Raw genomic sequence first — 25,661 nt, forward strand, 5'->3', positions numbered from 1 at the left:
CCAAGCTTCTATATTTTCGTTCCGGGGAACTTCTTATCCTTCTTGTTCTTATCTGTGTTCTGCACCGACAGCTTCGGAGATATGACGATAGCCATCTTTGCGCAGCAACTCACGCAATCCGGCATGGATACGCCGATTAACCTCTGGGCCTTCATAGATCAGAGCAGTGTATATTTCCACCAGACTTGCTCCGGCTTTAATTTTTTCGTAGGCATCTTCGCTTGTAAAAATACCACCGGAACCGATAATCGGCAGCTTCCCTTCGGTTTGACGATAGATGCGTCGAATAACCTCGGTGGAACGATCACGCAGCGGTTTGCCGCTGAGTCCACCGGTTTCCTTGGCATGCTGATGGGACAGACCATCCCGGTTAACTGTCGTGTTAGTGGCAATGATCCCGGCAACGCCGCTGTCCACAATCGTACTGACCATATATTCAAGCTCCTGGTCGTTGACATCCGGTGCGATTTTGACCAGAACCGATTTGACCGAACCACCTGTTTTTGCGCGCTGTGTTTCCATCTCATTCATCACCGCTGCAAGCAGTTCCTTCAGTTCATTCCCATGTTGCAGGTTACGCAGATCAGGCGTATTTGGTGAACTGATATTCACGACGAACAAATCAGCATAATCATATAACGCCCGGATACATTTTGCATAATCCAGGTGCGCTTCTTCATTAGGTGTAGCCTTGTTTTTACCGATGTTGACAGCAACGGGAATACGGCGTTCCTTCAGACGCGCCAATTCACCCGCCATCGCTTCTGCTCCGAGATTGTTGAAACCCATCCGGTTGACCAAAGCTTCATCTGGAGGCAGACGGAACAGACGTGGCTGATCATTGCCCGGCTGTGCAAGCGGTGTTACGGTACCGACTTCCATGAACCCGAATCCAATGGATGAGAACCCAGTTACGGCTTGTCCGTTTTTGTCCAGACCTGCTGCGAGGCCAACTGGCGTGGGAAAATGACAGCCAAACATGTCAACAGCCAGGTCTTCCGTTTCACGCACGCCATACATCACACGCAAGCCAGAAGGCACCGGGCGAATACTGCCCATACCGCTAAGGCCACCAATAATCAGATGATGGGCCTGTTCAGGGTCCATTTTGAACAACAAGGGTTTAGCAAGACTTCTGTATAACAAATCACTCACTCCGTTCTCGTCCGGTACGCCGTAAATATGCTTTCCCGTCTTTTTCATATGTAAAAAAACACTCTATACACAAGTCTATCCGTTTCTTCTTCAAAAGGAAAGTAGTTTGCGCATAGACATCCCATTTTGCCCGTGTTCTCAAGCAACTATAAACCTTACGGAAGAAATACACCCGCATACTGGAAATGGAGTGGCGAATTCTTTACAATGGGAGCAAGGCTATGTTATACCAGTCCCAATGAACGAAGGAGGAACAGCCCATGGCTCCCAAACGTAAACCACCTGCTTTGCAGCAAAAGAAAGAAGAAGTCAATCGGAAAGCCATTGCTTGGACAGCGGCCAGCGTCATCGGATTGATCATTATTATCGGCGCACTTATCATTATCGCCAACCTGTAAACGGTCAAACCGACTGCCGTCCGTACATAATGATTCAGCTGGAGTTCACGCCATCTTCACGAGTTAAAGGAACCGATTAGTTCAGCCAATGATACGTCTTGTTTGGATTGTTTTGCATCGGAACAAGCGTATGCTGATAGCGATCCTTCGCTTCCGGAACAAGGATGGTCTCTGGCAGCAGATCCGTCCCAATGCGTACCGGGGTGCCCTGAGGTGCAAGTGCAAACAATTCTTCCACATCCCCAGTACTCATTCTCACACATCCAAGGGATTCATCCAGCCCAATACTGTCAGGCTCGTTGGTCCCATGGATGGCATAATTCGTATCCGAAAGCTGCATGCCTCTCGTTCCAAATTCACCGTCAGAGCGACCATTCGGATTCACGACCTTGTCTGTTATGACAAAAGTGCCTTCTGGTGTTCGTTCTCCCCCCAGCCCGACCTCATAATTTCGGATAATGGTATTACCGCTAATTAGCGCAAGTCTGTGGTTGCTTTTATCGACCACAATCTCCAATTGATCCTGCAAAAAGAGTTCTTCTCCAAGCGTATCTGCAAAAGGACCACCCGCTTGCAGCGTAGGTGATTGCCCGTCTTGTCCCTGATCAACCTGTTGACCTGCTCCGTCCTTTCCTTGTTGCTGCATCGTAAGTAATGCCGGAAACATGTCTGTCATCCCCGGGGCTGTCTCACCCAAAATGTTGTTGGGAAAAGGCTGCGCAAGCTGATTTACGTTTTTGGGCCAGGTTTTGTTTTTCTTATGATATGTAATTATTGCACTGGACAACGTTGCCGCCGATTCTTGTTTGGCTGTCCACGCTTGCGCAAGCTGCTTGATGTCTTTTGAAACTTCTGGCGGCTCGCAATTGCACTGCTGGGCATCGTAACTTTGCGCCGTTAATCTGCCGCTGCTATTCGTTTGCACAATATATTTTACCGGCATATTCCGTTTCCATAACGCCCATTTGTCAGAGCTTTGCATGCCCAAGACAGCTGAAGTCTCCACCTTGGGTCCCGCACCTGACCATGCAGCAGCCAGCGCAGTCTCTCCCTGATGGTTGCCCCCGAAGCTCGCTGCTGTAAAAACATTCGAATTGGTCACAGGTGCCGATGCAGCTTCGGGATCACCAGATATTGGGCCATCCACAGAATCATCCCCGGCTGCCAAAGCGGATGTCAACGCTTCAGCTGCATCACGATTGAATCCCGGAGCATCAGCAGGCGGTACCAAAGCAAACACAAGCAGCATCAGCAGGGTCAGCCACATTTTGCGAATACGCTGCTTCTTCTCCTTTTGTTCTCCCATTTCAACAAGCTTGTTTTGATAATCTACCCATATGTCCGCTGGAGCCTTACTCCGTTCAAATGCTTCGTAAACTTCGCCCGCTTGCTGAAAACAATAGTTGGCCTTGCCTTCCTGACCTTCACGTACATACTCCTTACCCAGCAAATACCAGGCCATTTTATTATCAGGGTGTTTCTTAACATATGTTCTTAGATGAGTATTCTGCATCCGATCCTCCGCTTGATTTCCCGTTTTCCGTTTCTATCTATTATATCGGCATAGGAAGGAATGAAATCCATAGGACTTGAGTACCCGGATGGAACGCAACCATTCGACAAAAATCACACCCCGGTAAAATTATATGACCCGCTCCCTCATGAATTTCTATGCACTAAAAAAGCACGTCCCACTGCTCAAAGTCAGAGGAAAGTGCTTCTTCAAGGTTATATGGTGTACGATTAGCCTTCTTTGTTGAAAGGTTCATCCGCTACTTTGATGGAATCCGTTGGGCAACCATCGCAAGCATCTTGCATATCATCGAACAAATCATCGGGGATAGCCTTGATTCCTTGGTTAGCATCGCCATCAAAAATTACTTCTGCCAAACCTTCATCATCATAGTCATAAATGTCAGGCGCAGTTGCTCCGCAAGCACCACATGCAATACATGTGTCTTTTTCAACCCAAGTGTACTTACTCATTACAATCTCTCCTCCTAAAATTCAGAACGTACAGTGTTTTTATCTAGAAAACATATTAAACCAAAGTAAAAGTAATTTCAAATTATTTTAACAACATCAAGACTATATTATGCCCTATTCAATCAAGACTTTGCAAGTTATCTTTTTGCAGAGACGTGCCTCTCACCTTATGATTACGGAGCAAAACGGAAGGGTCATCCCCGAGCATACCCGCCGTTACAACGGCATTCTCCCCAAATTTGTCACGCAGCTGATCCATAATGCGAATCAGATTCTCCTTTTTCGGCTTCTGTTCGTATTCAAACAGATCCAGCTGTACGGCTGATTCCTCGCGTGGAATCAGATTTTGAAGGGTTACTCCCAGCATTCGTACGGGCTTTCCACCGCTCCAATGCTTCGCAAATAAAGCGCAGGCTTCCCGGTAGATTATCGTTGCATCCTCCGTTGGCACTTCCATCATCCGAGATCGCGTGATGGTTTTCATATCCGGTGTACGGATCGTAATCTGAATGCCCTGACTCAGCATCTCGTGCTTGCGCAGACGCCTCGCCACTTGGTCACTAATGTTGAGCAGCACCCGGTGGACGTCGTCCATCTCGCTAATATCCGCAGGAAGTGTCGTGGTGTGTCCAATGGATTTATTCGCTTCCCGCTCTGCTTGAACTATAGAATGATTGATGCCATTCGCTGAATTTTTCAGCCAGGTACCGTTAATCCCAAACACGTCCGTCAGCATCCGCTCATCAGATTTTGCAAGCTGCCCAATGGTTTCTATGCCCAGTTTCTTCAGTTTCTCAGCCGTCTTTTTGCCAATCCCAAACAGCTCATTGCAGGGTCTATGCCAGAGAATCTGAGGTACATCCCTCATTCGTAAAATGGAAATACCGTTAGGTTTCTTCAGATCAGAAGCCATCTTCGCCAGCAGTTTGTTGGGAGCAATGCCAATGGAACACGGAAGTCCCAGTTCTTCCCGAATTCGTCGCTGGATGCTCTCCGCAATTTCCATAGGTGTGCCGAACTGTTTAGAGCCAGTGATATCCAGGTAACATTCATCTATCGAAGTTGCCTCCAGCAGTGGTGTATAACTGTAGGCTATTTTCATAAACGCTCTTGAATATTGACGGTACAAGTGAAAATCAGGACGAATAACGATCAATTCCGGGCATTTTTTCATTGCCTGATGAACCACCATACCCGTTGAGATGCCTTTACTTCGAGCAGTGTATGAACATGTTACAATAACGCCTTTCCTTACTTCACTGCTGCCTGCAACAGCAGTCGCTTTACCTCTGTAGAGTTCCGGCTCTTCGGCTTCATGCACCGAGCAGTAAAATGCGTTCATGTCGACATGCAAAATGACTCTTCCGGCGGCAGGATAATATCGATCCACATTGGTGTGACGGGTTCCATCCCCAGACATGTTCCTCCGCCCTTTCCTACATCTAATTAATGAAGCATAAATAATTCAATAATCCTATTATATCAAGTTCATTATGTAAAATCAGTTACGTTTGTTATTTTCTTATTTCCGAGTGGATCGGATGATCGATCGAATAATTAGCCATCCTACACTCACAAAAAGGACTAGAGAAATCAAGGCAAGAACCGTATTCTCCCATACAATAGTCAATCCTATCCCTCCACTTTTCCATACACCACATTTACCAATTAAATTTAAATATAACATAAATTACACCTTCCATCATATATCTATTAATCGGAAATCTGAAATTTGTTACACGAAACTGCGATTTCTGTGTAGCATTTGGCTATAATGGTGCTATAATAATTAATTATACAAAATCGCGACTTTAGGACAAATCAACGCATAGAGTTTAACACAGTGTAGCGTTGCAGAACCGAAGGATTCATGTGCATCTTTATTCGTATGCTTTTCCAAAACAAAATTCAACTATTTAAAAAAGCGCTTTATCTCAAAGGAGGATCTTCATGTCAAAGGCCATTTCCATCTTCGATACGACTTTACGTGACGGCACACAAGGGGAGGGTGTCAGTTTATCGGCAGATGACAAGCTTAAAATTGCCAAGAAACTCGACGACCTGGGTGCTCATTATATTGAAGGCGGAATTCCGGGCAGCAACACCAAGGACATTGAGTTTTTCAAAAGAGTAAAAGAATTGAATCTCAATGCCAAGGTCGTTGCTTTTGGCAGCACACGTCGCAAAGGAAGCATTGCCAGCGAAGACGCCAATTTGAAGCGGATGATCGAATCCGGTGCACAGGCAGCAACATTGGTCGGTAAATCATGGGATTTCCACGTTCATACCGCCTTGCAAACCACTTTGGAAGAGAATCTATCCATGATCTATGATTCGATTGCTTATTTGAAGCAGAATGGAATGGAAGTTATTTTTGATGCCGAGCACTTCTTCGACGGATTCAAGCATAATCCGGAGTATGCTCAAGCGGTGTTAACGAAAGCTCATGAAGCTGGTGCAGACTGGCTTGTCATGTGTGATACCAATGGCGGAACCATGCCGCACGAAGTGTACGAGATTGTGTCCAGACTCTCTGGAATTCTCCCTCATGCTCATCTCGGAATTCATACACATAATGACTGTGAACTGGCTGTTGCCAATACGCTTAGCGCTGTACAAGCTGGTGCCAGACAGGTTCAAGGCACGATGAATGGTTATGGAGAACGATGCGGCAATGCCAATCTAGCCTCCATTATCCCGAACCTGCAGCTCAAGCTTGGATATGAATGTGTGTCCGAAGATTCGATGAGACAGCTTACGAACGTAGCCCGCTATGTTAGCGAGATTGCTAATGTGAACATGCCGATTAACCAACCTTATGTTGGTAATGCAGCCTTCGCACATAAAGGCGGCATTCACGTCTCTGCCATTCTGCGCGATTCCCGCACCTACGAACATATCGTGCCTGAACTTGTCGGAAACAAACAGCGTGTACTTGTCTCCGAGTTGGCTGGACAGAGCAACATCGTCTCTAAAGCACAGGAGCTTGGACTGGAGTTCGATCCAAGCAGCGCCAATTCACGCCAGATCATTGAAAAAATCAAAGATCTGGAGCATCAAGGTTATCAGTTTGAAGGCGCAGATGCCTCTCTTGAGCTGCTCATTCGTGAAGCGAACGGAGATATGAAGGAACTATTCACTTTTGAATCATTCAAAATGCTTGTGGAAAAAACAGCCGGCAAGTCCGTTGTCTCCGAAGCATTCGTGAAGCTCAATGTGGGTGGAACAAGCGTCTATACAGCTGCGGAGGGCAACGGTCCGGTCAATGCGCTTGATAATGCTCTTCGGAAAGCACTTGTCCAATACTTCCCTTCACTCGCCAACATGCACCTCTCTGACTATAAAGTTCGTGTACTTGACGAGAAGGATGCCACAGCAGCCAAAGTACGTGTTCTAATTGAATCGAAGAATACGGAAAATACATGGAATACGGTCGGCGTTTCTGAAAACGTCATTGAAGCGAGCTGGGAAGCCCTTGTTCACAGTTTCCGTTATGCCCTGCTTCAGGAAAAATTACAGGATGAGCCGAATGTAGTTCACACAGCCATTCATGGATTAAGCAACCATTAACGCTTATTTCCCGGAAAATAAATGAAGCGCCTGTCTCCAAAATGAATTGGGACAGGCGCTTATTGTTTGATTTACTAGTTGATAACTTTCTTAATTTTACGTTCCAATTCTTTTTCAGGCAAAATGCCGAGTATAACTTCCTGGATCACACCATTTTTGTCAATCAGCACATTGGTGGGAAAAGCAACACCATTGTATTTTGCATATGCCTTCCCGTCTTCATCAAGCAAAATAGGGAACGTCAGTTTGTATTCCTCTACAAAAGCTTTAGCATCCTTCAGCTTATCGTAAGGCGTCACATTGACCCCATACATATCCAATTTATCTTTGTACTTGGCCGCCAAGGTATTAAGTGCAGGCGCCTCCTCCTTGCAGGGTTCACACCAGGAAGCCCAGAAGCTGACAAATACAGCTTTTTCCTTCGCCCCTCCTGCGGTATATGTTTTTCCATCCATGCCTTTCAGGGAAAATCCCGGAGCCAGCAATCCCGCTCTTGGTCCCGTTTCTGTTGGAAGAGGCTCTTCTTGTTTAAACACTGCAGCGATTCCATTATCCGCATTTTGAGCCAGTGCAATTCCAATCAGCAATACAACACCAAGCAGTATGTATATATTCCGTTTCATGGCTAGCCACCTTCTTATAGAATCAGCATTTCAGTAAGACTTCATTGCCTTCGTTTCATTACCAGTGGTTCTAACCACTTGATTACGAATGCGCATGGGATATCACTTCGTACCTTGTTGCAAAATACTCTCTTTAATATTGTACCCTTTTCCTTTAAAATTTTACAATCAGGGATATACAAATCCAAACAAAAAAGGACCCCTGCCTAAGCAGGAGCCAAAGAGAGAGGGGTGAATACAAAATGGCAGCACTTCATGGACAGCAAAACACGTTCTTCATCTCTTCTTCCATAGAGCAAGAAATGTCGAAACACATGTATAATTCGCTGCCGCAGGAAGCCTGCGGGGTTGTGCTGGGTGAAGCTGCAGCGGGCGGCATACGAATCAGTCGGTTTCAGCCAATTCGCAACGTTGCGCCTAACCCGCTGCATCACTTCAGCCTGGATGAAGCGGAATGGATTCGTTGCATATTTAACGAGTCTCAGCTCATCGGCATCTTCCACTCGCATCCGCATACCAATCCAGTACCGTCCGATCAGGATCTCATTGCCCTTCCAGCTTACGCCGGATTAATCCAGGTGTACCTGATCGGCACTCCTGATTGGACAAGCGGATCCGAACCGCAAATGCATTTGAATGGTTATCAAATCCAGGCCAATATTGTTGATGACCCCAGCAAGGAAAATCAGCAAAAGTGCTATAACCTTCAGCCAGCACAATTACGCATGACTTAAGTGGGTATACAAGTCACCCAATGTTTCGATATTTTTACGCGTCATATCCTCCAAATAACATGACCACAGCTGCGCGGTCATCTTGGCATCTTCCAATGCATGATGGCGTCCATAGATCGGAATCCCTCTTGATTCCAGCAGTTCATCGAGACCATACCCCGGTCTTCCCGGCTCCAGCCAGCGAGCCAGCATCATGGTGTCGATCAGCCGATGTGTCAGCCGAACCTTGGAGGTGCGCCAAAGTGCTGCATTCAGAAAAGCCCGGTCATGCGCACTTGCATGCGCAACCAGCACGCTTCCTCCAACAAAAGACATGAAATCATGCAAACCCTCAAGGAGTGAGGGTGCATCAACGGTCATTTGCTGTGTAATGCCTGTAAGTTCGGTAATATGCTCAGGTACCGCAGCCTTCGATTGAACAAGTGTATAAAACTGCTCTCCTTCCAGCACTACACCACCACTGATGCGCACAGCGCCAAATGATAGGATCTCATCTCCATGCTGCGGAGCAAAGCCTGTCGTTTCCAGATCGAAAACAACAGCATCCAATTCATTCAGCGGCGTATGAAGAACTTCCGGTCTGCGCTGCTCCCTCATCATTGAGCGGATGAACGCCATGTGTTGCGCCGTTGGGGCCCCCATTATGGAAGCGATGGCAGAAGGAACCCCTCCCTGACGCAGCGAATTCCAAAATCCAGTATTGCCCCTTGCCGGCTCTCTCATGGACGTCTCCTTTCTGCAAAACGTAATTGTCTTTGCAGTGCACGGTGCACGCGTCGCACCTGTCCTAATGTATCCTTCAGTTCATAATGCATCTGTTTTTGCTTCATTTGTTTCTCATCCAGAAAACCACTGCTCTGCTGCAGCCCACCTCTAATAACTACAGGTGTACTGCGTCTAAACTTCAGTGCAATCATGAAAGCACGCCCTGCCGCATCAAGTAACGTAAGGGGAACCGCTTCAAGGGACACCAATCTCTGGATTCGCTTGAGCGTAGATGTTTCCTTGATGCCATGCTGCAGTGCCAGGAAACGCGCACTGTTTACCAGTGGGATATATAAGCCATATTTGACATCGAATCCGCCAGCATGTTCACCAAACCGTTCCGTGACCACCTGGCCGAGAATATTAAGGGTTGCCTTGTGTTTAACGGTATTACGCAGTACAGCATCAGACAGCTCGGGAACGGCTCTGAAGCCATCATAGAACGCAGTAGTCCATTCCTCCGCCAGACTTTTATCCCCTGCCACAAAACGCATATCCGAAGCAATGATCAAATTTCGCACGGGTTCCCATGCCAGATCCGACCTCCACGCCTTGAGCTGCTCCTTCCAGGATTCCAATGTTTTACGCCATAACAGCTCGGAACACATTACTTTCCCTTCACATTTGGCATAACCTAATTCTTCAAGCATATCAGCCATTCGTCGTCCGAGTTCGGCAAAATATTCTTCTTTCCCCTCGTGCGGGGTATCGCTGATAATCATGCCGTTGTCCTGATCGCTCCATAATGTAGCTTCTTCCCTGCCGGAACTGCCAAATACGATAAAGGCATAGGGGACGGGAGGCCGGCCGAAGCCTTCCTCTACCATCCCCTGGATGCATAACTCTACTGCTTTCCGGTATATCCGGTCATGCAGTTCATTTACCGTCTGGTACCACTCGATCGGCGACAAGGAAGCGGACAACAATTCCTGGAGCTCATTCTGCAAAACTACACGTGCCTGGCGCAGCTCCTCGGAAGAAGCGGCACCATCGATCCCCTGATAGGACCAAGAATGGTTTATAAACGGGATAGGTTCCATCATGTCCAGCCTCCTTGAAGCGTGATTCAGTCATCATTCACCTTAGGAGCTGAACGTACCGCCTCCATTGGATTTACCTTCAATACTTTTCATTTGCTCAGGGTACCCGTAAGTACCGTGCTCACTAAGATCCAAACCCATGGTTTCCTCTTCTTCTGTTACACGGATACCCATGATGGCTTTCATTCCACCTAGGATAATGAAGGAAACAACCAGCACGAAGGCGAATGCGCCAACCAGACCCAAGAGTTGAACACCCAGCTGGTGGAATCCACCGCCGTAGAACAGACCCGCTTGACCTACACCTGCATTTTCAGCAAGCTCCGGAGTTGCGAACAACCCTGTGGAAATTGCTCCCCACATACCAGCGATACCATGGACGGAGAAAGCGTAAATTGGATCGTCAATCCCTTTGCGATCAAAGTATTGAGCGGTGAAGAATGTGATAATACCTGCCAATGCACCGATAACCAGAGCTGCCCATGGCTCTACAAAGGCACAAGCACCTGTAATGGCAACGAGTGCTGCAAGCACACCGTTCAGCATGCTAGGAATATCGGATTTGCCAAGAACAGCCCAAGAGATCAACAGTGCAGCAACCCCACCGGCTGCAGCGGCAACGTTTGTAGTCAACGCAACATAACCGAAGAATCCATCGCCCATAGCAGACAATGTGCTACCTGGGTTGAATCCGAACCAACCAATCCACAGGATGATAACCCCGAGAACAGAGTACACTTGGTTGTGACCTGGAATGATGTTAGGTTTTCCGTCTTTGTTGTATTTACCGATACGCGGTTTCAACAGGATCGTAGCTACCAATGCAGCTGTTGCACCCGTCAAGTGAACTACAGTCGAACCTGCGAAGTCTTGCATACCCAGCTCTGCGAGCCAGCCGCCGCCCCATACCCAGTGAGCAACAACCGGATACATGATAATGGTATAAAGTGTTCCAAAAACAATATATACGCTCATTTTTGCACGTTCAGCCATACCACCGCAGGCAATGGCCAGAGATACTGCAGCAAAAGCGAGGTGGAATACAAATTTTATGGTAAGCGGAACATCGGAGAAGGCCAGTGATTCAAATGAAGCAGCCATTTGGTCACCACTCAGGAAGAATCCCGTTGTTCCAAAGAAGCTGTTACCGTTACCGAAACCAAGACCGAAGCCGAGAGCCCAGAAAGCAATAACCGAAATGCCCAATGTCAGGATCGTTTTACCCGCAATATGTCCTGCATTCTTCATTCGTGTTGAACCTGCTTCCAATAAAGCAAATCCCCCTTGCATCAAGAAAACCAGCACAACAGCCAAAAACGTAAAGGCTGAGTTCAGACCGGTTTGAAGTTCAATGTTAGTCGGCCCTTCCGCAGAAGCGAATGCGCTGACCGGGAAAGCCAGCAAAGTAAGTATTAATAACACCGAAACCAACCATTTCTTTCTCATGTACCCCACTCCCTCTTATGTTAAGTTTCTTCACATATCGTGAAACTCTTAATGTCATTATAAGCAGAAGACAGGAAAGTTGACAAGAGTATTTTAAACAAATCCAAAAAATATTTCTGGGAATAAAGTCATGCGTCTTTTTCTTGCACTTAAGTACATATTCATGCTCTATGAGCACATAGATATAGAAGCACGGTTTAGGGTGAACAAAGCATAACGTTTGACTGTATGGTTAAAGATCATGTATCATAACTATATAGTAAGAAAAGAATGGGGCGGAGTCTGTAAAGCCGCAGGTGGAATCTACAATTCCCTACATTAGAACTTGCAAGCGAGGTGAATACCATTGGGGATATGAAACTGTTTCGGATTGGCGAACTTGCCAAGACCGCTGGTGTGAGTGAACGGACGATTGATTACTACACGAAGCTTGGTCTGATCGCTCCTGAAGAGCGGACAGAAAAAAACTATCGTCTCTATAGTAATGAAACTTTAACCAGACTCGAACGTATTGTACAGATGAAACAAGAGAAATATAGTCTCGACGAGATCAAGCAATCTCTTGAGAAGTGGAGCCTGGTTAGTACAGAAGAGCAGGTTGCCAGTAAGCTGACAACGCTTGAACTCCATGTTCAGCAACTTGAGCGAGAGGTCAATGAACTCAAACCGCTGCTTGGCGAGATGAAACCTGTACAAGCACGTAAAATGATGGCAGGCCTACTCACGAAAAGTGCCGGTACGATGGAAGCTTTGAAAATCTTGCTTGAGAACACCATGATGTAGCTTATTATTAGAAAGCGGAGGAATGAATATGAGTTTTAATAACGGTATGTTCGTTTTGATCATTATCGCCTTTTTGCTCTCCTTATGGGCGCAATTTCGCGTTAAAAGTACATTCAACCGTTGGGCTGGCGTGCAAAACCTGAATGGCATGACCGGGTATGATGCAGCCCGTCATATGCTGGATGCCAACGGTCTACACGATGTTCCGATTGAACCCGTTCGCGGCGCTCTCTCAGACCACTACGATCCGATTAACCGGGTTGTACGATTGTCTGAACCTGTATATTATGAAAATTCGATATCAGCTGTTTCCGTAGCCTGTCACGAGGTCGGCCATGCGATACAGCACAAGGAAAGCTATCCGATGCTGGCACTTCGCCACCGGATCTTCCCGATTGTGAACTTCGCATCCGGACTTGCACCTTTTCTGTTGATTGCTGGTTTCATCTTCAACGCCATGAACCTTGTTGGTATCGGTATTATCTTCTTCTCCGTTACCGTTGCGTTCCAGCTCATCACGCTGCCGGTAGAGTTTAATGCCAGCAATCGAGCACGTGAAATCATGGTTTCCGAAGGCTACATTCGCAATGAAGAAGAAAAAGGCGTAGCCAAGGTGCTGAACGCCGCAGCGTTAACGTACGTTGCCGCTGCACTGATCTCACTGCTTGAATTGATCCGTTACATTGGAATTTTTAACAGTCGCGACTAAACCAAATACAATAGAAACAAAAAACAATACCCCACCGTTACTCGGATGGGGTATTGTTTTGTTGCAAACCGAAATAATGAAGTAAAAACGAACGAAATGACTGTGCTACAAGTGGCAATTTGTCATCGGCGCGATGGATTAAACCAATGGTCCGCGTTACTTTCGGATGAGAAATGGCCACATGTGCCGGTTGTAGTGGATTGGTCTGGAAAAGTGCCATTTCCGGCAGCAGACTCACCCCCATACCCGCAGCAACCAATCCGCGGATGGTATCGGTCTCTTCACCTTCAAAAGCGATTTTCGGTGTAAACCCTGCTTCCAAGCAGGCATGCCAGACTATTGGACGCAAAGAATACCCTTTGCTGAACAGAACAAATTTATCATCTTTGAGCTGTTCAAGCGCAATCTCCTCTTCGCCTGCAAGCGGGTGATTTGGAGGAAGAATTGCATGTAATTCTTCAGTTAAGACGATATCACCCGCGACCTGATCATGCTTTTCCGGAAAAGGCGATATGAAAGCCAGATCCACCTCAGCAGATAGCACGTCACGGATGAGCGTCGGAAACATGCCCTGTTTAAATCTGAATTTGACGTTGGGATAACGCTGACGAAATGCGGCCACGACCGATGGAATCAGATGAATACCCAGACTATGAGGAAAACCAATACGAATTTCACCATGTTCCGGGTCCAAAAATTCATGAACTTCTCCGACTGCTTTGTCCAGATCCTTTAGTATGCCTTCAATGCGTTTACAAAAGAGCTGCCCCACTGCGGTCAACTGTAGATTCCGCCCCTTTTGCATAAAGAGGTCAACACCCAGCTCTTCCTCCAGTTGATGAATCTGGCGACTCACCGCGGATTGTGCAACATGCAGCTCTTCAGCTGCCTGGGTCACATGCTCCTTTTGTGCCACTTTCAAAAAGTAATGCAACTGTCTTAATTCCACTCGCCTGATCTCTCCAATCTGCTATACCCTTCTTAGCCCTGCCTGCACTCCGTCTTCAGATCATTACAACAAACGCATTACTGCTTTCTAAACTTTCTTGGCTGCCATATTCGGATAAGAAGTCCGTAGATAAAGAATCCACCTAACAATCCACCCAAATGAGCCATCCAGTTAATGCCCGACATGGCAAACGAGAAAATAATACCGAACGCAAGCAGTGTGTATAACGTTTTGCGCGATGCCTCATCCATCATCGTCCGCTGGAACAAAGCAACATACAGAAACGCACCATAAATCCCGTAGATGGCTCCGGATGCCCCTACAGAGATTGTTGTATCTCCTGCAGAGTTATACCAAGCAAGTGCTAAAACATTACCCAGAACCCCGCTGCCCAAATACAATAAGCCATATCTTACCGACCCGAGCAAGCGCTCCATAGGAGGCGCAAATACAACCAGCGCAAAGCTGTTAAACAATAGATGACTGAAACCTGCGTGAAGAAAAATGGACGTAAAGTACCGCCACCATTCTCCCGAGAATAACTCATGGTTTGTCAAAGCGCCAAACTTCAGCAATGTCATCGTATTCGTCGAGCCACCATTGACAGCAAGTATAATAAACATAACGACATTGGCAACTAACAGAATCGACGTCAGCGGGAAAAACTTTAAATAACTTCTCCAATTTTCATAACGAATAAATATCATAAGCTTCCTATTTCACTCCACCCTGTTCAGTTCTTCCTTCACTTCTTATCCATTATCGTAATTACTCGCCTGAATTGGACAATGCCTTTCATAAAAGATTATAATGGATTTTGGCACGGATCACCAATTTAAGGAGGAACATTATTATGGCACAAGAACGTACAGGCGCAGCCACATTCAAAGGCAACCCTATTACATTGATCGGACCCGAATTGAAAGTGGGCGATCAAGCTCCGGATTTTACATTGAGTAAAAATCTGGTTGAAGATGCATCCCTGAAAGACTTCGCAGGCAAAATTAAACTGATCAGCGTCGTTCCTTCATTGGATACAGGAGTATGCGATGCCCAAACTCGCCGCTTCAATGTGGAAGCCGGAGACCTTGGCGACAATGTTGTCGTTTTGACGGTAAGTGTAGACCTTCCATTCGCACAAGAACGCTGGTGCGGGGCAGCCGGTGTAGACCGCGTTATAACATTGTCTGATTACAAAACACGCTCGTTCGGTGAAAACTACGGTGTTCTGATCAAGGAATTCCAATTGGACATGCGTTCCATCTTTGTAGTGGATACCGAAGACCGAATTACATATGTGGAATATCTGCCTGAGATGACAGAATCCCCTAACTTCGAGCAAGCCATTGCAGCAGTAAAAGCTTTGCTGTAAAAGGATTCCACGTCCAGAACAAAAGCGAGGGAAGGCTCACCTTCTCTCGCTTTTTTGTTTACCATCCATCTATCTCAATCGTTTGCCTTATATTTGGCGAGCTTCTTATCCAATACGGAAAACAGATTCATGATTGTTCGATAATTGGAGCCCAGATCTCCAAGCGAACCACGTGAAGCTGAATACATGTCTACCGCACTACGAACCGGACTTACCGAAATAATAGAAACCGTAATATCCATGGTCCGCCCAAACGTCGTCCGTTTCTCCAAAATAATCTCTCCGACCGAAGGAACCTCGTGAAGCACCTTATAACCCGGAATCTTTTTCAATGTCGAAGAAACTTCTTCCCAGGCTCTGTCTTTGGATAAATTATAATACCGTGTTTTTAATTTGGGATCCTTGGCTCGATCGCTGGTCCCCTCCATACTGCGGATGATACCGACGAGCGTTCTCTTTAAGGTCAAGACCCTTCCTCCTTTGAATGTAACCGTTCCATTTATGTATTCTAGTGTAACATTGTTCAGGTAGTAACAAAAGGGCGTACAGCGCTTTTAACGCAAATACACTGGTCAAAATATAAAGTTCAAATAAAAAACACCCTGAGGTTCCTGGATTAGAGGAAAGAGTCAGGGTGCTGTACTTGTAAATAGAAACCCGCCATGCCGTCCGGCTACATTGTCTTATGAACCTGCTTGGCAGGTGGGTGACCGCAAAAATGTATTTTGAAGTCCCCATGTCGTATAGACAGGGCGTTTCAGCAACATTCTGTGTAGATCTCCCGAAGACATCATCATTGGTTCAAAACAACGAATAACCGAAACGTACACCGCAGGATGTACAGTTATTATATCCCTAACCGTGTAAAAAGTAAATGGTGACGCTTGATGTTTTATTTTTGCAGATTATCGTTTTTTACGTCAGATGCTTTTACATCACCGATCGTCTCTACTCCATCGCCATTTTGAGCAGCTTCTTCCTCTTCCTTCTTCTGCTGCATTTTCTCCATCTGCTCCTGCATTTTCGTGAAGGTCGCATAAAAGTTAAAGAAGGCAAACCAGGCAATGATACTGATAATAAAGAAGACAAACAATACGGGATATCGGAATCCGATGTAAAACAATAGTCCGCTTCCGAGCAATGTGGAGAAAACACGAAACGGTCTGATCAGTGTCAAGAGTACTGCATTTTTAATAATGAGTCCGATTGACATATGATAGTGTACAACCATTGAAAAAAAGTTAAACAAGGAAACAAACAAAAGCAACAGCAGCACTAACATGATGATTCCCACAAGCTGCATATTGCGGAACTGTGTCATGTATACCGTATAGTCCAGATACATGATGGCAAACAGCACGGTGTAAAATATGCCCCCGATTAAGCTTTGTTTGTAGTTCTCTTTGTAACCTACAAAAAACGTACGGAAGATCGGCACATCCGTGTCACCCATATTCCATTTACGAACGACCGTAAAAAGGGCCGAAGTTGCCGGAAATAGTGTAAGCGGTGCCACAATAGCTATAGCCCAGTTCATTTGCAATGATTCGTTTGCGAGGTTCTGCTGCATAACGAGCAGTTTCATAATCAAGAAAAACAAGAACGGAGACGAACAAATAGCCCACAACAGATTGGTTGCGGCCAGTCTCGTAATCCACTCTGTAAGCCGGTAGATCCCACCCATAGCTCCTTTAAATTCCAAACATTTCTCCTCCTCTGCAGCCTTGCGTCTAACCTGAAGTCTAATATTAATATACCTTATTATAGATAGGAAAAGCCAGCACTTCCCGAAAACTGATCTGCAATCCTACTCTCTAAGGCTATTAAGAAGCAAAAGTTAGTATGGTTTTCTAAAATAAAAAAAATGGAGCAGTTTCCTGCCCCATTTCCCAAGTTAGTCTTGCATATTATTCAAAAGAAGAATCTTTCGCAGGACGACGTCCTTCGTTGCTGCTTGGACGCGGTTTGCGGTCACGGTTGTAACCACCTTCTCTGCTTCCACCGCCACTGCTGTTGCGATCGCGATTGTATCCTCCACGTCCGCCACCACTGCTGTTGCGGTCACGGTTGTAGCCACCGCCGCCACTGCTGCTGCGGTTACCGCTGTAACCTGATGGCTTACGTCCGCCAGAGCGAACATCCGGTTTACGACGCTTCGCACGGATTGGATCTTCCGGAGTCAGATCCACTTGAGCATCTTTTTTGTCACCTGTCAGGAGCTTCAGGGAAGCCGACAACAGTTGAACGGAATCATACTGCTCAAGCAATTGGATAGCGATACCTTTGTATTCGTTCAGTTCGCCAGATTGTACGATTTCGAGCAAACGCTCAGCTGTCAAACGTTGTTTACCTTCTACTGCTTCAGCCATTGTTGGCAGAGGCTTACGAGGGATACGATGACGCGTTACACGCTCGATGAAATGCAAGTGATCAATCTCACGTGGTGTAACGAAGGACCAAGCAGCACCCTCTTTACCAGCACGTCCTGTACGACCGATACGGTGAACATAGCTTTCCGGATCTTGTGGAAGGTCGAAGTTCACAACGTGTGTTACGCCAGATACGTCGAGACCACGTGCAGCTACGTCTGTTGCAACGAGTACGTCAATACTTCCATCACGGAATTTGCGCATTACTGTATCACGTTGATTCTGGGACAGGTCACCATGGAGACCGTCTGCAGAATATCCACGTTTTTGCAGTGCTTCAGCCAATTCGTCAACACGACGTTTCGTACGACCAAATACGATTGCGAGCTCTGGAGATTCCATATCAAGCAAACGGCTAAGTGCTTCAAACTTTTGACGCTCTGGCACTTCAATGTACGCTTGGTCAATCAAAGGTGCGCTAACTTGTTTCGGGATAACGGACACGTGCTCTGGGTTGTTCAAGAATTGCTGAGCCAATTTTTGAATGTTAGGAGGCATTGTAGCTGAGAAGAGCATCGTTTGACGGTCAGCTGGAACTTGTTTCAGGATGGATTGAATATCCTCCATGAAGCCCATGTCGAGCATTTCATCTGCTTCATCCAATACAACAGTTTGTACATCTTCAAGTTTAATCGTTTTGCGGTTAATGTGATCCAGGAGACGTCCAGGTGTACCGATGATAATCTGTGGTTTTCTTTTCAGTGCACGGATTTGACGAACAATATCTTGTCCTCCGTAAATTGGCAGGGAGCGCAAACCTTTGAAGCGGGTAAGTTTTTCGATCTCTTCGGCAACTTGGATCGCAAGTTCACGTGTAGGTGCCATAATGAGGGCGCGGATTTTTTCGTCGCTTTTCGAAATTTTGCTGATCAGCGGAATACCGAAAGCTGCTGTTTTACCGGTACCTGTTTGAGCTTGACCGATCAAATCTCTGCCTTCAAGAGCAAAAGGGATCGATTTGGATTGAATCGGTGTTGCTTCTTCAAACCCAAGTTCGGTGATCGCTTGCAGCACCAGTGGTTCAAGATTGAAATCTACGAAATTTAAATTTGTCAAAATTATTCATACTCCTTCTATAGGGTGGACATGGTGGACAATCCACTTTGTTGTCTGTATTCTTAAGTAGCGTTAATATCTATAGGGTATCCCATATGGGCAAATTATTTTCATTATCAACATAATTCGTGAATGGGTCCCCAACATAAGACTAAAACTACATACATGCGTTTGAAACATTTCAAATTTTATCGTTCCATTTGGAAAAAGTTCCCTACTCAAGAATATCCACAAATCATTATATCACAAAACAATTCAAGATTACCAGCAATCTGGTTTTAAATATAAATGAGGTGATTAAATTGCCCAAAATAATATGGCACTCTTTAGTGATCATATTGGGTGCTGCAGCTATAGCCTGTGGCTTCAATTGGTTTTTGGTCCCCCATCAGCTGTTAAGCGGCGGGGTATCCGGTATTTCCATGCTTCTTGGTTATTTTACAAATTTGAATCTTAGTATAATGTATTTTGTTCTTAACATTCCTCTGCTGATCGCGGGTTGGTTTATTCTTGGACGGCGATTCATTATATTGAGCATCGTGTCGGTAGCAGCCACATCCTGGTTTATCGGATTGCTGCCTGTTTTTGTTGTGGCAACAGACCCTCTGCTCAGCTGTGTGTTCGGCGGCGTGCTCGTAGGAATCGGTACAGGCATCTCCTTCCGCGTAGGTGGTTCGACTGGCGGACTGGACATTGTCGGTTCCATCTTTACACGATATCGGGACTTTCCGATTGGTACGGTTATGGCAGGTATGAACGGAGCTATTATTATGCTCGCAGGTTATCTGAACGATGACTGGAACATTGCACTCGCCTCCATGGTCTCGATCTACATCACAGGGAAAGTGTTGGATTTGATTCATATAAGCCATGTCAAGGTGACATTGTACATCATCACGAACGAGACGGAAGCCATGCTGAAAAAATTGCTGGTTCGTCCTCGCGGTGTCACCAAGATCAAAACCCAGGGAGCATACACCGATATTGAAAAGGATATGTTAATGACGGTGACCACTCGATATGAGCTGGTTGAGATTAAACGCATCATCAAGGAAACCGATCCAAATGCATTCGTTAATATCGTCGAAACAGTCGGTGTCATGGGTTCATTCCGCAGAAGTTAAGGCACATGTACGGTTAACAATTTATATAATTGTGGTATAATAACCGTGCATGGCTCCTAAATATGATGTATAGCAGGATCTGCCCTTCACTTTCACAGGCCATATGCTTTTCCGATTCGCGCCGAATGACTTACCATTTTGGAATTCGAGTAGGAAAGGGTGATTATTGTGGATATGGAAACGGTAAAACTGTTTGAAATCGTCAACAGATGGTGCCCGGAAATGCTCCCTTTCTTGAAACCGAATGAACTCGATTCACTTATTGTTCTCCGGGATGGGCTGGGCATTCTGGAGCAGGGAGATGCAATGGAAATCATTCAGTACAGTATTTGTGAGCATCAGAACGACATCTATATTCAATAATATTTTTTTGATTGATCACGCCGCTTCTCGGGAGGTTACCCTCACAGGAAGCGGTTTTCATTTTTTCCGGAATGTTTCATCACTTGATTAATATGGTTAAAAGCCCAGAGGCTTTGTTATATAATTCAATCATGGAATGTACATAAGGGAGTGGGAATAAAATGAACACGTTTTGGGCTTTACTTGCCATGGCCTTGGGTAGCTTCAGTGGTACACCGGCAGCAGCCGATCAGGATAACCAGCAATTTCATTCATTAACAAACAGTTTCAGCACCGCCATTATTCAATCACAAAAGGATCAGGTAGTTATTGATGCAGACAACCCGCCTGCCAAAATTGACCCTCAGCCGGATGCCCCTGTTGTCAAAGGGATTTATGTTACGGCTTATAGCGCGGGCGGAGCCCGGATGAAGGAATTGCTCGATCTGATTGATAAAACGGAGCTTAACTCCATGGTGATTGATATCAAGGACGACCTCGGATACATAACCTACCCTACAGAGAACAAATCACTTCAGGAGATGGGCAAATCCCAACCGTTTATTCGGGATATTGACGCCCTGATGAAACGACTGCAAAAACATGAGGTCTATCCGATTGCAAGGGTCGTCGTTTTCAAAGATACGATTCTTGCCAAAAAAAATCCGGAGCTTTCCTTCCGAAACAAGGATGGATCCGTATGGGCCAATGGCAAAGGCGACAGTTTCGTGAACCCGTACAGCAAGGAAGTCTGGGACTATAATATTGAAATCGCCAAGGAAGCCGCCAAGCTTGGATTCAAGGAAATTCAATTTGACTACGTGCGTTTCCCGGAAGGTTTCGAGAACCGCGCCGATACACTTAAATACACCAAAACTGACAAGTCGCGGGTCGACATTGTAGCGGAATTTGTCCAATACGCCCGCAAGGAGCTTGCACCTCTGGGTGTCCGGGTTTCAGTCGATATCTTCGGCTATGCGGCCTCCGTACCTGCAGCAGAAGGCATCGGTCAGGACTTTGTGAAAATATCCGAAAATGTGGATGTGATCTCACCGATGGTCTATCCAAGTCACTACTCCACCGGATGGTATGGCGTAAAGGATCCTGACAAAGATCCTTATACAACGATCAAAGGCTCCATGGAGGATACACATAAGAAACTCGACCCAACCGAGGATCTCAAGCCGGTAATCCGGCCTTGGATTCAGGACTTTACAGCCAGCTGGCTCGGCAGCGGACACTACATTAAATACGGCAAAAAGCAAGTTGAAGACCAAATTCGTGCAATGAAAGACATGGATGTAGATGAGTACCTGCTCTGGAATGCGTCCAATCGCTATACCTCAGGTGTGAACTATAAGTAAAGCACGAAGCACTCTTCCCTAACTATCTTCCCCCGTTCCGCTCATGCGGAGCGGGGTTTTATAATTTCGTCACGCAATTGCGGCCTTTCCCTGTTCAAATTCAGCAAAATCTACTACAATGAATAGCTGTCGATTATGACAGTTTGATGATCACTCTTATGAATAGCGAGGCACTCCAAGTGAACATGACAACCACCCGTTTTTCGCAAAAAGTAAAACAATTCCTGATCATATTTCTACCCATATTCACAACACAGATTGCCCTGTCTGCCATGTCTTTCTTCGACACGAACATGTCAGGCAAGTTTTCCCCAGCAGATCTGGCTGGCGTGGCTATTGGTACGAGTCTGTGGATGCCGGTACAAACCGGACTTAGTGGAATTCTTATCGGAATCACCCCTGTGGTATCCCATCTGCTGGGTTCCAAGCGCAATGATCAGATCGGCCACAGCGTTATCCAGGCACTCTATCTAGGCATCGCGGTGAGCCTAGCCGTTCTTGCCATCGGAGCCCTGGTACTTAACCCGATTCTGAATGGGATGCCCCTGGAGCCGCGGGTTGCCCGAGTTGCTCTTTATTTCTTAAGCGCACTGGCTTTTGGTATCATTCCCCTGTTCGGGTATACAGTGCTGCGCAGTTTCATGGATGCACTTGGACAGACACGAATAACCATGTTAATCACGTTAGTTTCGCTTCCTGTTAATATTTTGCTGAATTATTTGCTCATCTTCGGACGTTGGGGTTTCCCCCAATTAGGAGGTGTCGGTGCAGGTGTGGCTACCGCGTGTACGTACTGGATCATTTTTTTGATTAGCATTTTCTTTGTTCATCGGATTGAACCCTTCGCCCAGTATGGCGTCTTCCGCCATCTCTCCGGCATATCGCTGGGAAAATGGAAAGAATTGCTCAAAATTGGGGTACCCATCGGGTTTGCCACTTTTTTTGAAACTTCAATCTTTGCGGCCGTGACATTAATGATGAGCCGATTTGATACCATTACGATTGCTGCGCATCAGGCCGCCCTTAATTTCGCCTCTACGCTGTACATGCTGCCAGTGAGCATATGTATGGCCCTCACCATTCTGGTCGGTTATGAGGCGGGTGCTGGACGTTTGAGAGATGCTAAACAGTACAGCCTGCTTGGCATCGGCGGAGCCATCGTACTCTCGCTGCTCACTGCGGTCGTATTGATCGTATTTGGGGAACAAATTGCAGGACTTTATTCAAACGATCGCGAGGTCATTGCGTTGACTCAGCATTTCCTCATATACGCCATCTTCTTTCAAATTTCGGATGCCATTGCTACTCCGACTCAGGGTGCTCTTCGGGGATACAAAGACGTAAATCCTGCTTTGATGATTACGTTTGTGGCTTATTGGATCGTTGGTCTTCCAGTAGGATATATTACAGCTACGTATACAGCGCTCGGCGCTTTTGGATATTGGATCGGCTTGATTGCCGGCCTCGCCGTCGGTGCTGCGGCACTTCTCTGGAGGTTGTTCCTGGTTCAGCGGAAGGCCGCCGTTCGCATGATTGAGCAGCCCCGATAAACCGCTTCGAATATCATACGTAAACAGATCACTCTGGTGAGCCATATAAAAAGAGCACAGCCCGTTTAGACGGCGCTGTGCTCTTTTTGTTGTTGTTTATTGAGATAAACGTTGTGCAAGCTCGTACGTGTTCATATCGAAATCCTTTTTGGTGTGAACGACTTTATCGATGTCTGTCAGAACAAGCTCACCTTTGATAATGCCACAACCCTTGTCGGTCTCTCCCGCGATCAGGCTGCGCACAGCAAAGTCTCCCAGACGGCTGGCAAGGTTACGGTCAAACGGAGTCGGCGTACCGCCACGTTGAATGTGACCCAGTACGGTTACACGCGGCTCATATGTCGGGCAGCGTTCCATCAATTCTTTGGCCACATCTTCACCCCTGCCAACACCTTCGGCAACGATAATGATACTGTGACGTTTGCCATGTGCGAAGTTGGCTTTCATCCGGTCTGCCACTTCATCCATGTCAAAAGGAACTTCCGGCACCAGAATCGTTTCTGCACCCGAAGCCAGTCCGGCATGAAGCGCAATATCACCACAGTGACGGCCCATAACTTCAACGATGGAAGAACGTTCGTGGGAAGACATCGTATCACGCAGTTTGTTGACGGCATCTACAACAACGCTTACTGCTGTATCGAACCCGATTGTGTAATCCGTGAACGAGATATCGTTGTCGATGGTTCCCGGAAGACCCATTGTATTGATGCCCAGTTTGCTCAGTTTGTTGGCACCATTGTAAGAGCCGTCCCCACCGATTACAACCAGACCGTCGATGCCGCGTGCACGCAGGATGTCCGCTCCCTTTTGCTGACCTTCGGCCGTGTAGAACTCTTTACAACGGGCAGATTGAAGAACCGTTCCCCCGCGCTGAATGATGTCACCTACACTACGCAGATCCATTGGGAATATATCGTTGTTCAACAGACCTTGGTACCCGCGTTGAACACCGTATACTTCGAGACCGTGGAATAGTCCGCTGCGAACCACCGCACGAACAGCCGCGTTCATTCCTTGTGAGTCACCACCGCTCGTTAAAACTGCGATTTTTTTTACTGCTGTCATGATGTTTCTTCCTCCTCTAGTTTCACTTCAGGCTTCCGGAACAAAAGCGCCTGACTTACATATGCTTGCGAATCCAGCGACTGAAGATAAAGAAAAAAACTCTGGTCATTGGACTCTTCTTCATCAAACGCTTGGATATGGCGCGAACTTCCTGCTGTTCGCTGACTTTGGGATCAGACAGGTAAATGGCAAGCAGTCCTTCGATAATCATCCGGTGAAAAGCACTTCCCGGAATATTCTGCACATCACTGCGGGCCATCTCCACAATAAAAGCAATGCGGTCTAGCATCGTCTCCACATTTTCGTAATAATTGCAGAAGTTGAGATCTCCACCGATACGATCTTCATCCTGATCGATTAAATAATCGAGCATAATGTGCAATGCGCATACATGCGGAAAATAGGCAGTATGGATTGAGGCCGCCTGCTCTTCAGTCAGCTGATCATCACTCGCAGCCAGAAACAGCATGAATACGCCCAGCGTAGAGCCGGTAGCGGCGGCAAATTCGTTCCAACGGAACTGAGGTGTACGGTGGCGATGCTCTGCCCACCACTCGAGCAGTGCCGTTTCTCTCAGTTCCGGTTTGATGTGCTTATATACCTGCAGGTCCGTGTATAGGCCTGCCAGATCCTGAATTTGAGGCTTGGCGGACGCATATCCAGGCAGCTGACGTGTGAGCTCCTGACATGTCGTCACCAGATTCCGCAAGTATCCACCGTCGTCCTGCTCCTCCCGGAGCGCATAATAATTGACCGGTGTTGCTTCGGGATCTACCGCATCAAGCATGGATTGATGGAGAAGCCGAAAGTCATTCGGGTCCATCGATGTGCTGCGGTCGCACAGATTGTCCAAATAATCACTAATAGTTTGATAAGAAACGATGAGCGGAATCAAGATGTGCCTCTTTGGCATATCAGGTAAAGCATATACCGTTCCGCCTTCACAGTGAAACTGTTTGTCCTTGAGACTAGCCAGAGCCTGATTGCGCAATTCCTCATTCGGAATGTTCTCGGCCTTAGCTCTCCACGCAGCCAGTTCTTTCCGCGTTTCCGGAATGGTGTACTTGTACACCTTTCTCATCAATTCCAGCGGTCCTCGCGGATATTGATGTCGACTTTGATTAGATTGGCTCAAAATAAATGTGCCTCCACTTGGTTGAATACGTATTAGAGCGATTTTTAACCAATCCCATTATAA

Annotated in this window: 25 protein-coding genes and 1 other RNA gene; 10 read left to right on the plus strand and 16 right to left on the minus strand. The window is 46.5% G+C overall.

The annotated features are described in order from the left end of the window. Window positions 1–48: 48 nt before the first annotated feature. On the minus strand, window positions 49–1,146 hold the full coding sequence (locus ABGV42_RS10790; protein ID WP_347383204.1) for a quinone-dependent dihydroorotate dehydrogenase: 1,098 nt from the start codon (window positions 1,144–1,146) through the stop codon (window positions 49–51). Window positions 1,147–1,415: 269 nt separating this feature from the next. Here ABGV42_RS10790 and ABGV42_RS10795 point away from each other — a divergent pair, with 269 nt between their 5' ends. Next, window positions 1,416–1,553 carry a hypothetical protein gene (locus tag ABGV42_RS10795; protein WP_347381657.1) on the plus strand — a complete coding sequence of 46 codons (138 nt, stop codon included), beginning with the start codon at window positions 1,416–1,418 and terminating at the stop codon, window positions 1,551–1,553. A 76-nt stretch (window positions 1,554–1,629) separates the two neighbouring features. Here ABGV42_RS10795 and ABGV42_RS10800 read toward each other — a convergent pair whose 3' ends face one another. From ABGV42_RS10800 to ABGV42_RS10810, 3 genes are all read right to left on the minus strand, one after another. Further along, window positions 1,630–3,066 carry a L,D-transpeptidase family protein gene (locus ABGV42_RS10800; protein WP_347381658.1) on the minus strand — a complete coding sequence of 479 codons (1,437 nt, stop codon included), beginning with the start codon at window positions 3,064–3,066 and terminating at the stop codon, window positions 1,630–1,632. 230 nt (window positions 3,067–3,296) lie between these two features. Beyond that, a complete protein-coding gene (locus ABGV42_RS10805; protein WP_062322102.1) occupies window positions 3,297–3,539 on the minus strand; it encodes a ferredoxin in 243 nt (80 codons plus the stop codon). 118 nt (window positions 3,540–3,657) lie between these two features. Further along, window positions 3,658–4,959, minus strand: a complete 1,302-nt coding sequence (locus tag ABGV42_RS10810) for a DNA polymerase IV (protein WP_347381659.1) — start codon at window positions 4,957–4,959, stop codon at window positions 3,658–3,660. A 530-nt stretch (window positions 4,960–5,489) separates the two neighbouring features. Here ABGV42_RS10810 and cimA point away from each other — a divergent pair. Then, entirely contained in the window at window positions 5,490–7,109 is a 1,620-nt protein-coding gene (gene cimA / locus ABGV42_RS10815; protein WP_347381660.1) for a citramalate synthase, read from the plus strand. Between the two features lie 74 nt (window positions 7,110–7,183). Here the strand turns inward: cimA and ABGV42_RS10820 are convergent, their stop codons facing one another. Beyond that, complete coding sequence (locus ABGV42_RS10820) at window positions 7,184–7,732, minus strand: TlpA disulfide reductase family protein (RefSeq protein WP_347381661.1); 549 nt, start codon at window positions 7,730–7,732, stop codon at window positions 7,184–7,186. Between the two features lie 242 nt (window positions 7,733–7,974). Here ABGV42_RS10820 and ABGV42_RS10825 point away from each other — a divergent pair, with 242 nt between their 5' ends. Beyond that, window positions 7,975–8,466: a M67 family metallopeptidase gene (locus tag ABGV42_RS10825; RefSeq protein ID WP_347381662.1), complete on the plus strand. Its 492-nt coding sequence runs from the start codon at window positions 7,975–7,977 to the stop codon at window positions 8,464–8,466. Here ABGV42_RS10825 and ABGV42_RS10830 read toward each other — a convergent pair. From ABGV42_RS10830 to ABGV42_RS10840, 3 genes are read right to left on the minus strand one after another with little or no spacing between them, the layout of a single operon-like run. Beyond that, entirely contained in the window at window positions 8,452–9,189 is a 738-nt protein-coding gene (locus tag ABGV42_RS10830) for an exonuclease domain-containing protein (protein WP_347381663.1), read from the minus strand. The genes ABGV42_RS10825 and ABGV42_RS10830 overlap by 15 nt on opposite strands. Further along, window positions 9,186–10,280, minus strand: coding sequence for a DUF294 nucleotidyltransferase-like domain-containing protein (locus tag ABGV42_RS10835; protein ID WP_431523643.1), 1,095 nt, complete (start codon window positions 10,278–10,280; stop codon window positions 9,186–9,188). Before ABGV42_RS10835 ends, ABGV42_RS10830 begins: the two co-directional genes overlap by 4 nt. A 33-nt stretch (window positions 10,281–10,313) precedes the next feature. Next, complete coding sequence (locus ABGV42_RS10840; protein ID WP_347381665.1) at window positions 10,314–11,717, minus strand: ammonium transporter; 1,404 nt, start codon at window positions 11,715–11,717, stop codon at window positions 10,314–10,316. 354 nt (window positions 11,718–12,071) lie between these two features. Here ABGV42_RS10840 and ABGV42_RS10845 point away from each other — a divergent pair, with 354 nt between their 5' ends. Next, window positions 12,072–12,500 (plus strand): MerR family transcriptional regulator, encoded by a 429-nt coding sequence (locus ABGV42_RS10845; protein ID WP_095288009.1) that lies wholly within the window; start codon window positions 12,072–12,074, stop codon window positions 12,498–12,500. A gap of 28 nt (window positions 12,501–12,528) precedes the next feature. Next, the gene (locus ABGV42_RS10850; protein WP_347381666.1) at window positions 12,529–13,209 is read left to right on the plus strand and encodes a zinc metallopeptidase; all 681 of its coding nucleotides are present in this window, start codon (window positions 12,529–12,531) and stop codon (window positions 13,207–13,209) included. A gap of 37 nt (window positions 13,210–13,246) precedes the next feature. Here the strand turns inward: ABGV42_RS10850 and ABGV42_RS10855 are convergent, their stop codons facing one another. Continuing rightward, a complete protein-coding gene (locus ABGV42_RS10855) occupies window positions 13,247–14,158 on the minus strand; it encodes a LysR family transcriptional regulator (protein ID WP_347381667.1) in 912 nt (303 codons plus the stop codon). 77 nt (window positions 14,159–14,235) lie between these two features. After that, the gene (locus ABGV42_RS10860) at window positions 14,236–14,865 is read right to left on the minus strand and encodes a rhomboid family intramembrane serine protease (RefSeq protein ID WP_347381668.1); all 630 of its coding nucleotides are present in this window, start codon (window positions 14,863–14,865) and stop codon (window positions 14,236–14,238) included. Between the two features lie 146 nt (window positions 14,866–15,011). Here ABGV42_RS10860 and tpx point away from each other — a divergent pair, with 146 nt between their 5' ends. Continuing rightward, complete coding sequence (gene tpx / locus ABGV42_RS10865; RefSeq protein ID WP_347381669.1) at window positions 15,012–15,530, plus strand: thiol peroxidase; 519 nt, start codon at window positions 15,012–15,014, stop codon at window positions 15,528–15,530. A gap of 74 nt (window positions 15,531–15,604) precedes the next feature. Here tpx and ABGV42_RS10870 read toward each other — a convergent pair whose 3' ends face one another. The 4 genes from ABGV42_RS10870 to ABGV42_RS10885 form a co-directional block, all read right to left on the minus strand. Further along, entirely contained in the window at window positions 15,605–15,997 is a 393-nt protein-coding gene (locus ABGV42_RS10870) for a DUF1499 domain-containing protein (protein ID WP_347381670.1), read from the minus strand. A gap of 183 nt (window positions 15,998–16,180) precedes the next feature. After that, window positions 16,181–16,371: non-coding RNA, 6S RNA (gene ssrS, locus ABGV42_RS10875), on the minus strand. Between the two features lie 51 nt (window positions 16,372–16,422). Continuing rightward, window positions 16,423–17,232 (minus strand): YesL family protein, encoded by an 810-nt coding sequence (locus tag ABGV42_RS10880; RefSeq protein ID WP_347381671.1) that lies wholly within the window; start codon window positions 17,230–17,232, stop codon window positions 16,423–16,425. Between the two features lie 205 nt (window positions 17,233–17,437). Beyond that, window positions 17,438–19,015 (minus strand): DEAD/DEAH box helicase, encoded by a 1,578-nt coding sequence (locus ABGV42_RS10885; RefSeq protein WP_347381672.1) that lies wholly within the window; start codon window positions 19,013–19,015, stop codon window positions 17,438–17,440. 302 nt (window positions 19,016–19,317) lie between these two features. Here ABGV42_RS10885 and ABGV42_RS10890 point away from each other — a divergent pair, with 302 nt between their 5' ends. From ABGV42_RS10890 to ABGV42_RS10905, 4 genes are all read left to right on the plus strand, one after another. Next, entirely contained in the window at window positions 19,318–20,139 is an 822-nt protein-coding gene (locus ABGV42_RS10890) for a YitT family protein (protein WP_347381673.1), read from the plus strand. 174 nt (window positions 20,140–20,313) lie between these two features. Then, complete coding sequence (locus ABGV42_RS10895; RefSeq protein ID WP_170948057.1) at window positions 20,314–20,502, plus strand: hypothetical protein; 189 nt, start codon at window positions 20,314–20,316, stop codon at window positions 20,500–20,502. A gap of 161 nt (window positions 20,503–20,663) precedes the next feature. Continuing rightward, window positions 20,664–21,845, plus strand: a complete 1,182-nt coding sequence (locus tag ABGV42_RS10900) for a putative glycoside hydrolase (protein WP_347381674.1) — start codon at window positions 20,664–20,666, stop codon at window positions 21,843–21,845. A gap of 185 nt (window positions 21,846–22,030) precedes the next feature. After that, window positions 22,031–23,395 carry an MATE family efflux transporter gene (locus tag ABGV42_RS10905; RefSeq protein WP_347383205.1) on the plus strand — a complete coding sequence of 455 codons (1,365 nt, stop codon included), beginning with the start codon at window positions 22,031–22,033 and terminating at the stop codon, window positions 23,393–23,395. A gap of 96 nt (window positions 23,396–23,491) precedes the next feature. Here ABGV42_RS10905 and pfkA read toward each other — a convergent pair whose 3' ends face one another. Both pfkA and ABGV42_RS10915 read right to left on the minus strand, forming a co-directional pair. Then, a complete protein-coding gene (gene pfkA, locus ABGV42_RS10910) occupies window positions 23,492–24,463 on the minus strand; it encodes a 6-phosphofructokinase (RefSeq protein WP_347381675.1) in 972 nt (323 codons plus the stop codon). Window positions 24,464–24,518: 55 nt separating this feature from the next. Next, on the minus strand, window positions 24,519–25,598 hold the full coding sequence (locus tag ABGV42_RS10915; protein ID WP_347381676.1) for a tetraprenyl-beta-curcumene synthase family protein: 1,080 nt from the start codon (window positions 25,596–25,598) through the stop codon (window positions 24,519–24,521). Window positions 25,599–25,661 lie beyond the last annotated feature (63 nt).

It is taken from the genome of Paenibacillus pabuli, assembly GCF_039831995.1.
GTDB classification, from domain to species: domain Bacteria; phylum Bacillota; class Bacilli; order Paenibacillales; family Paenibacillaceae; genus Paenibacillus; species Paenibacillus pabuli_C.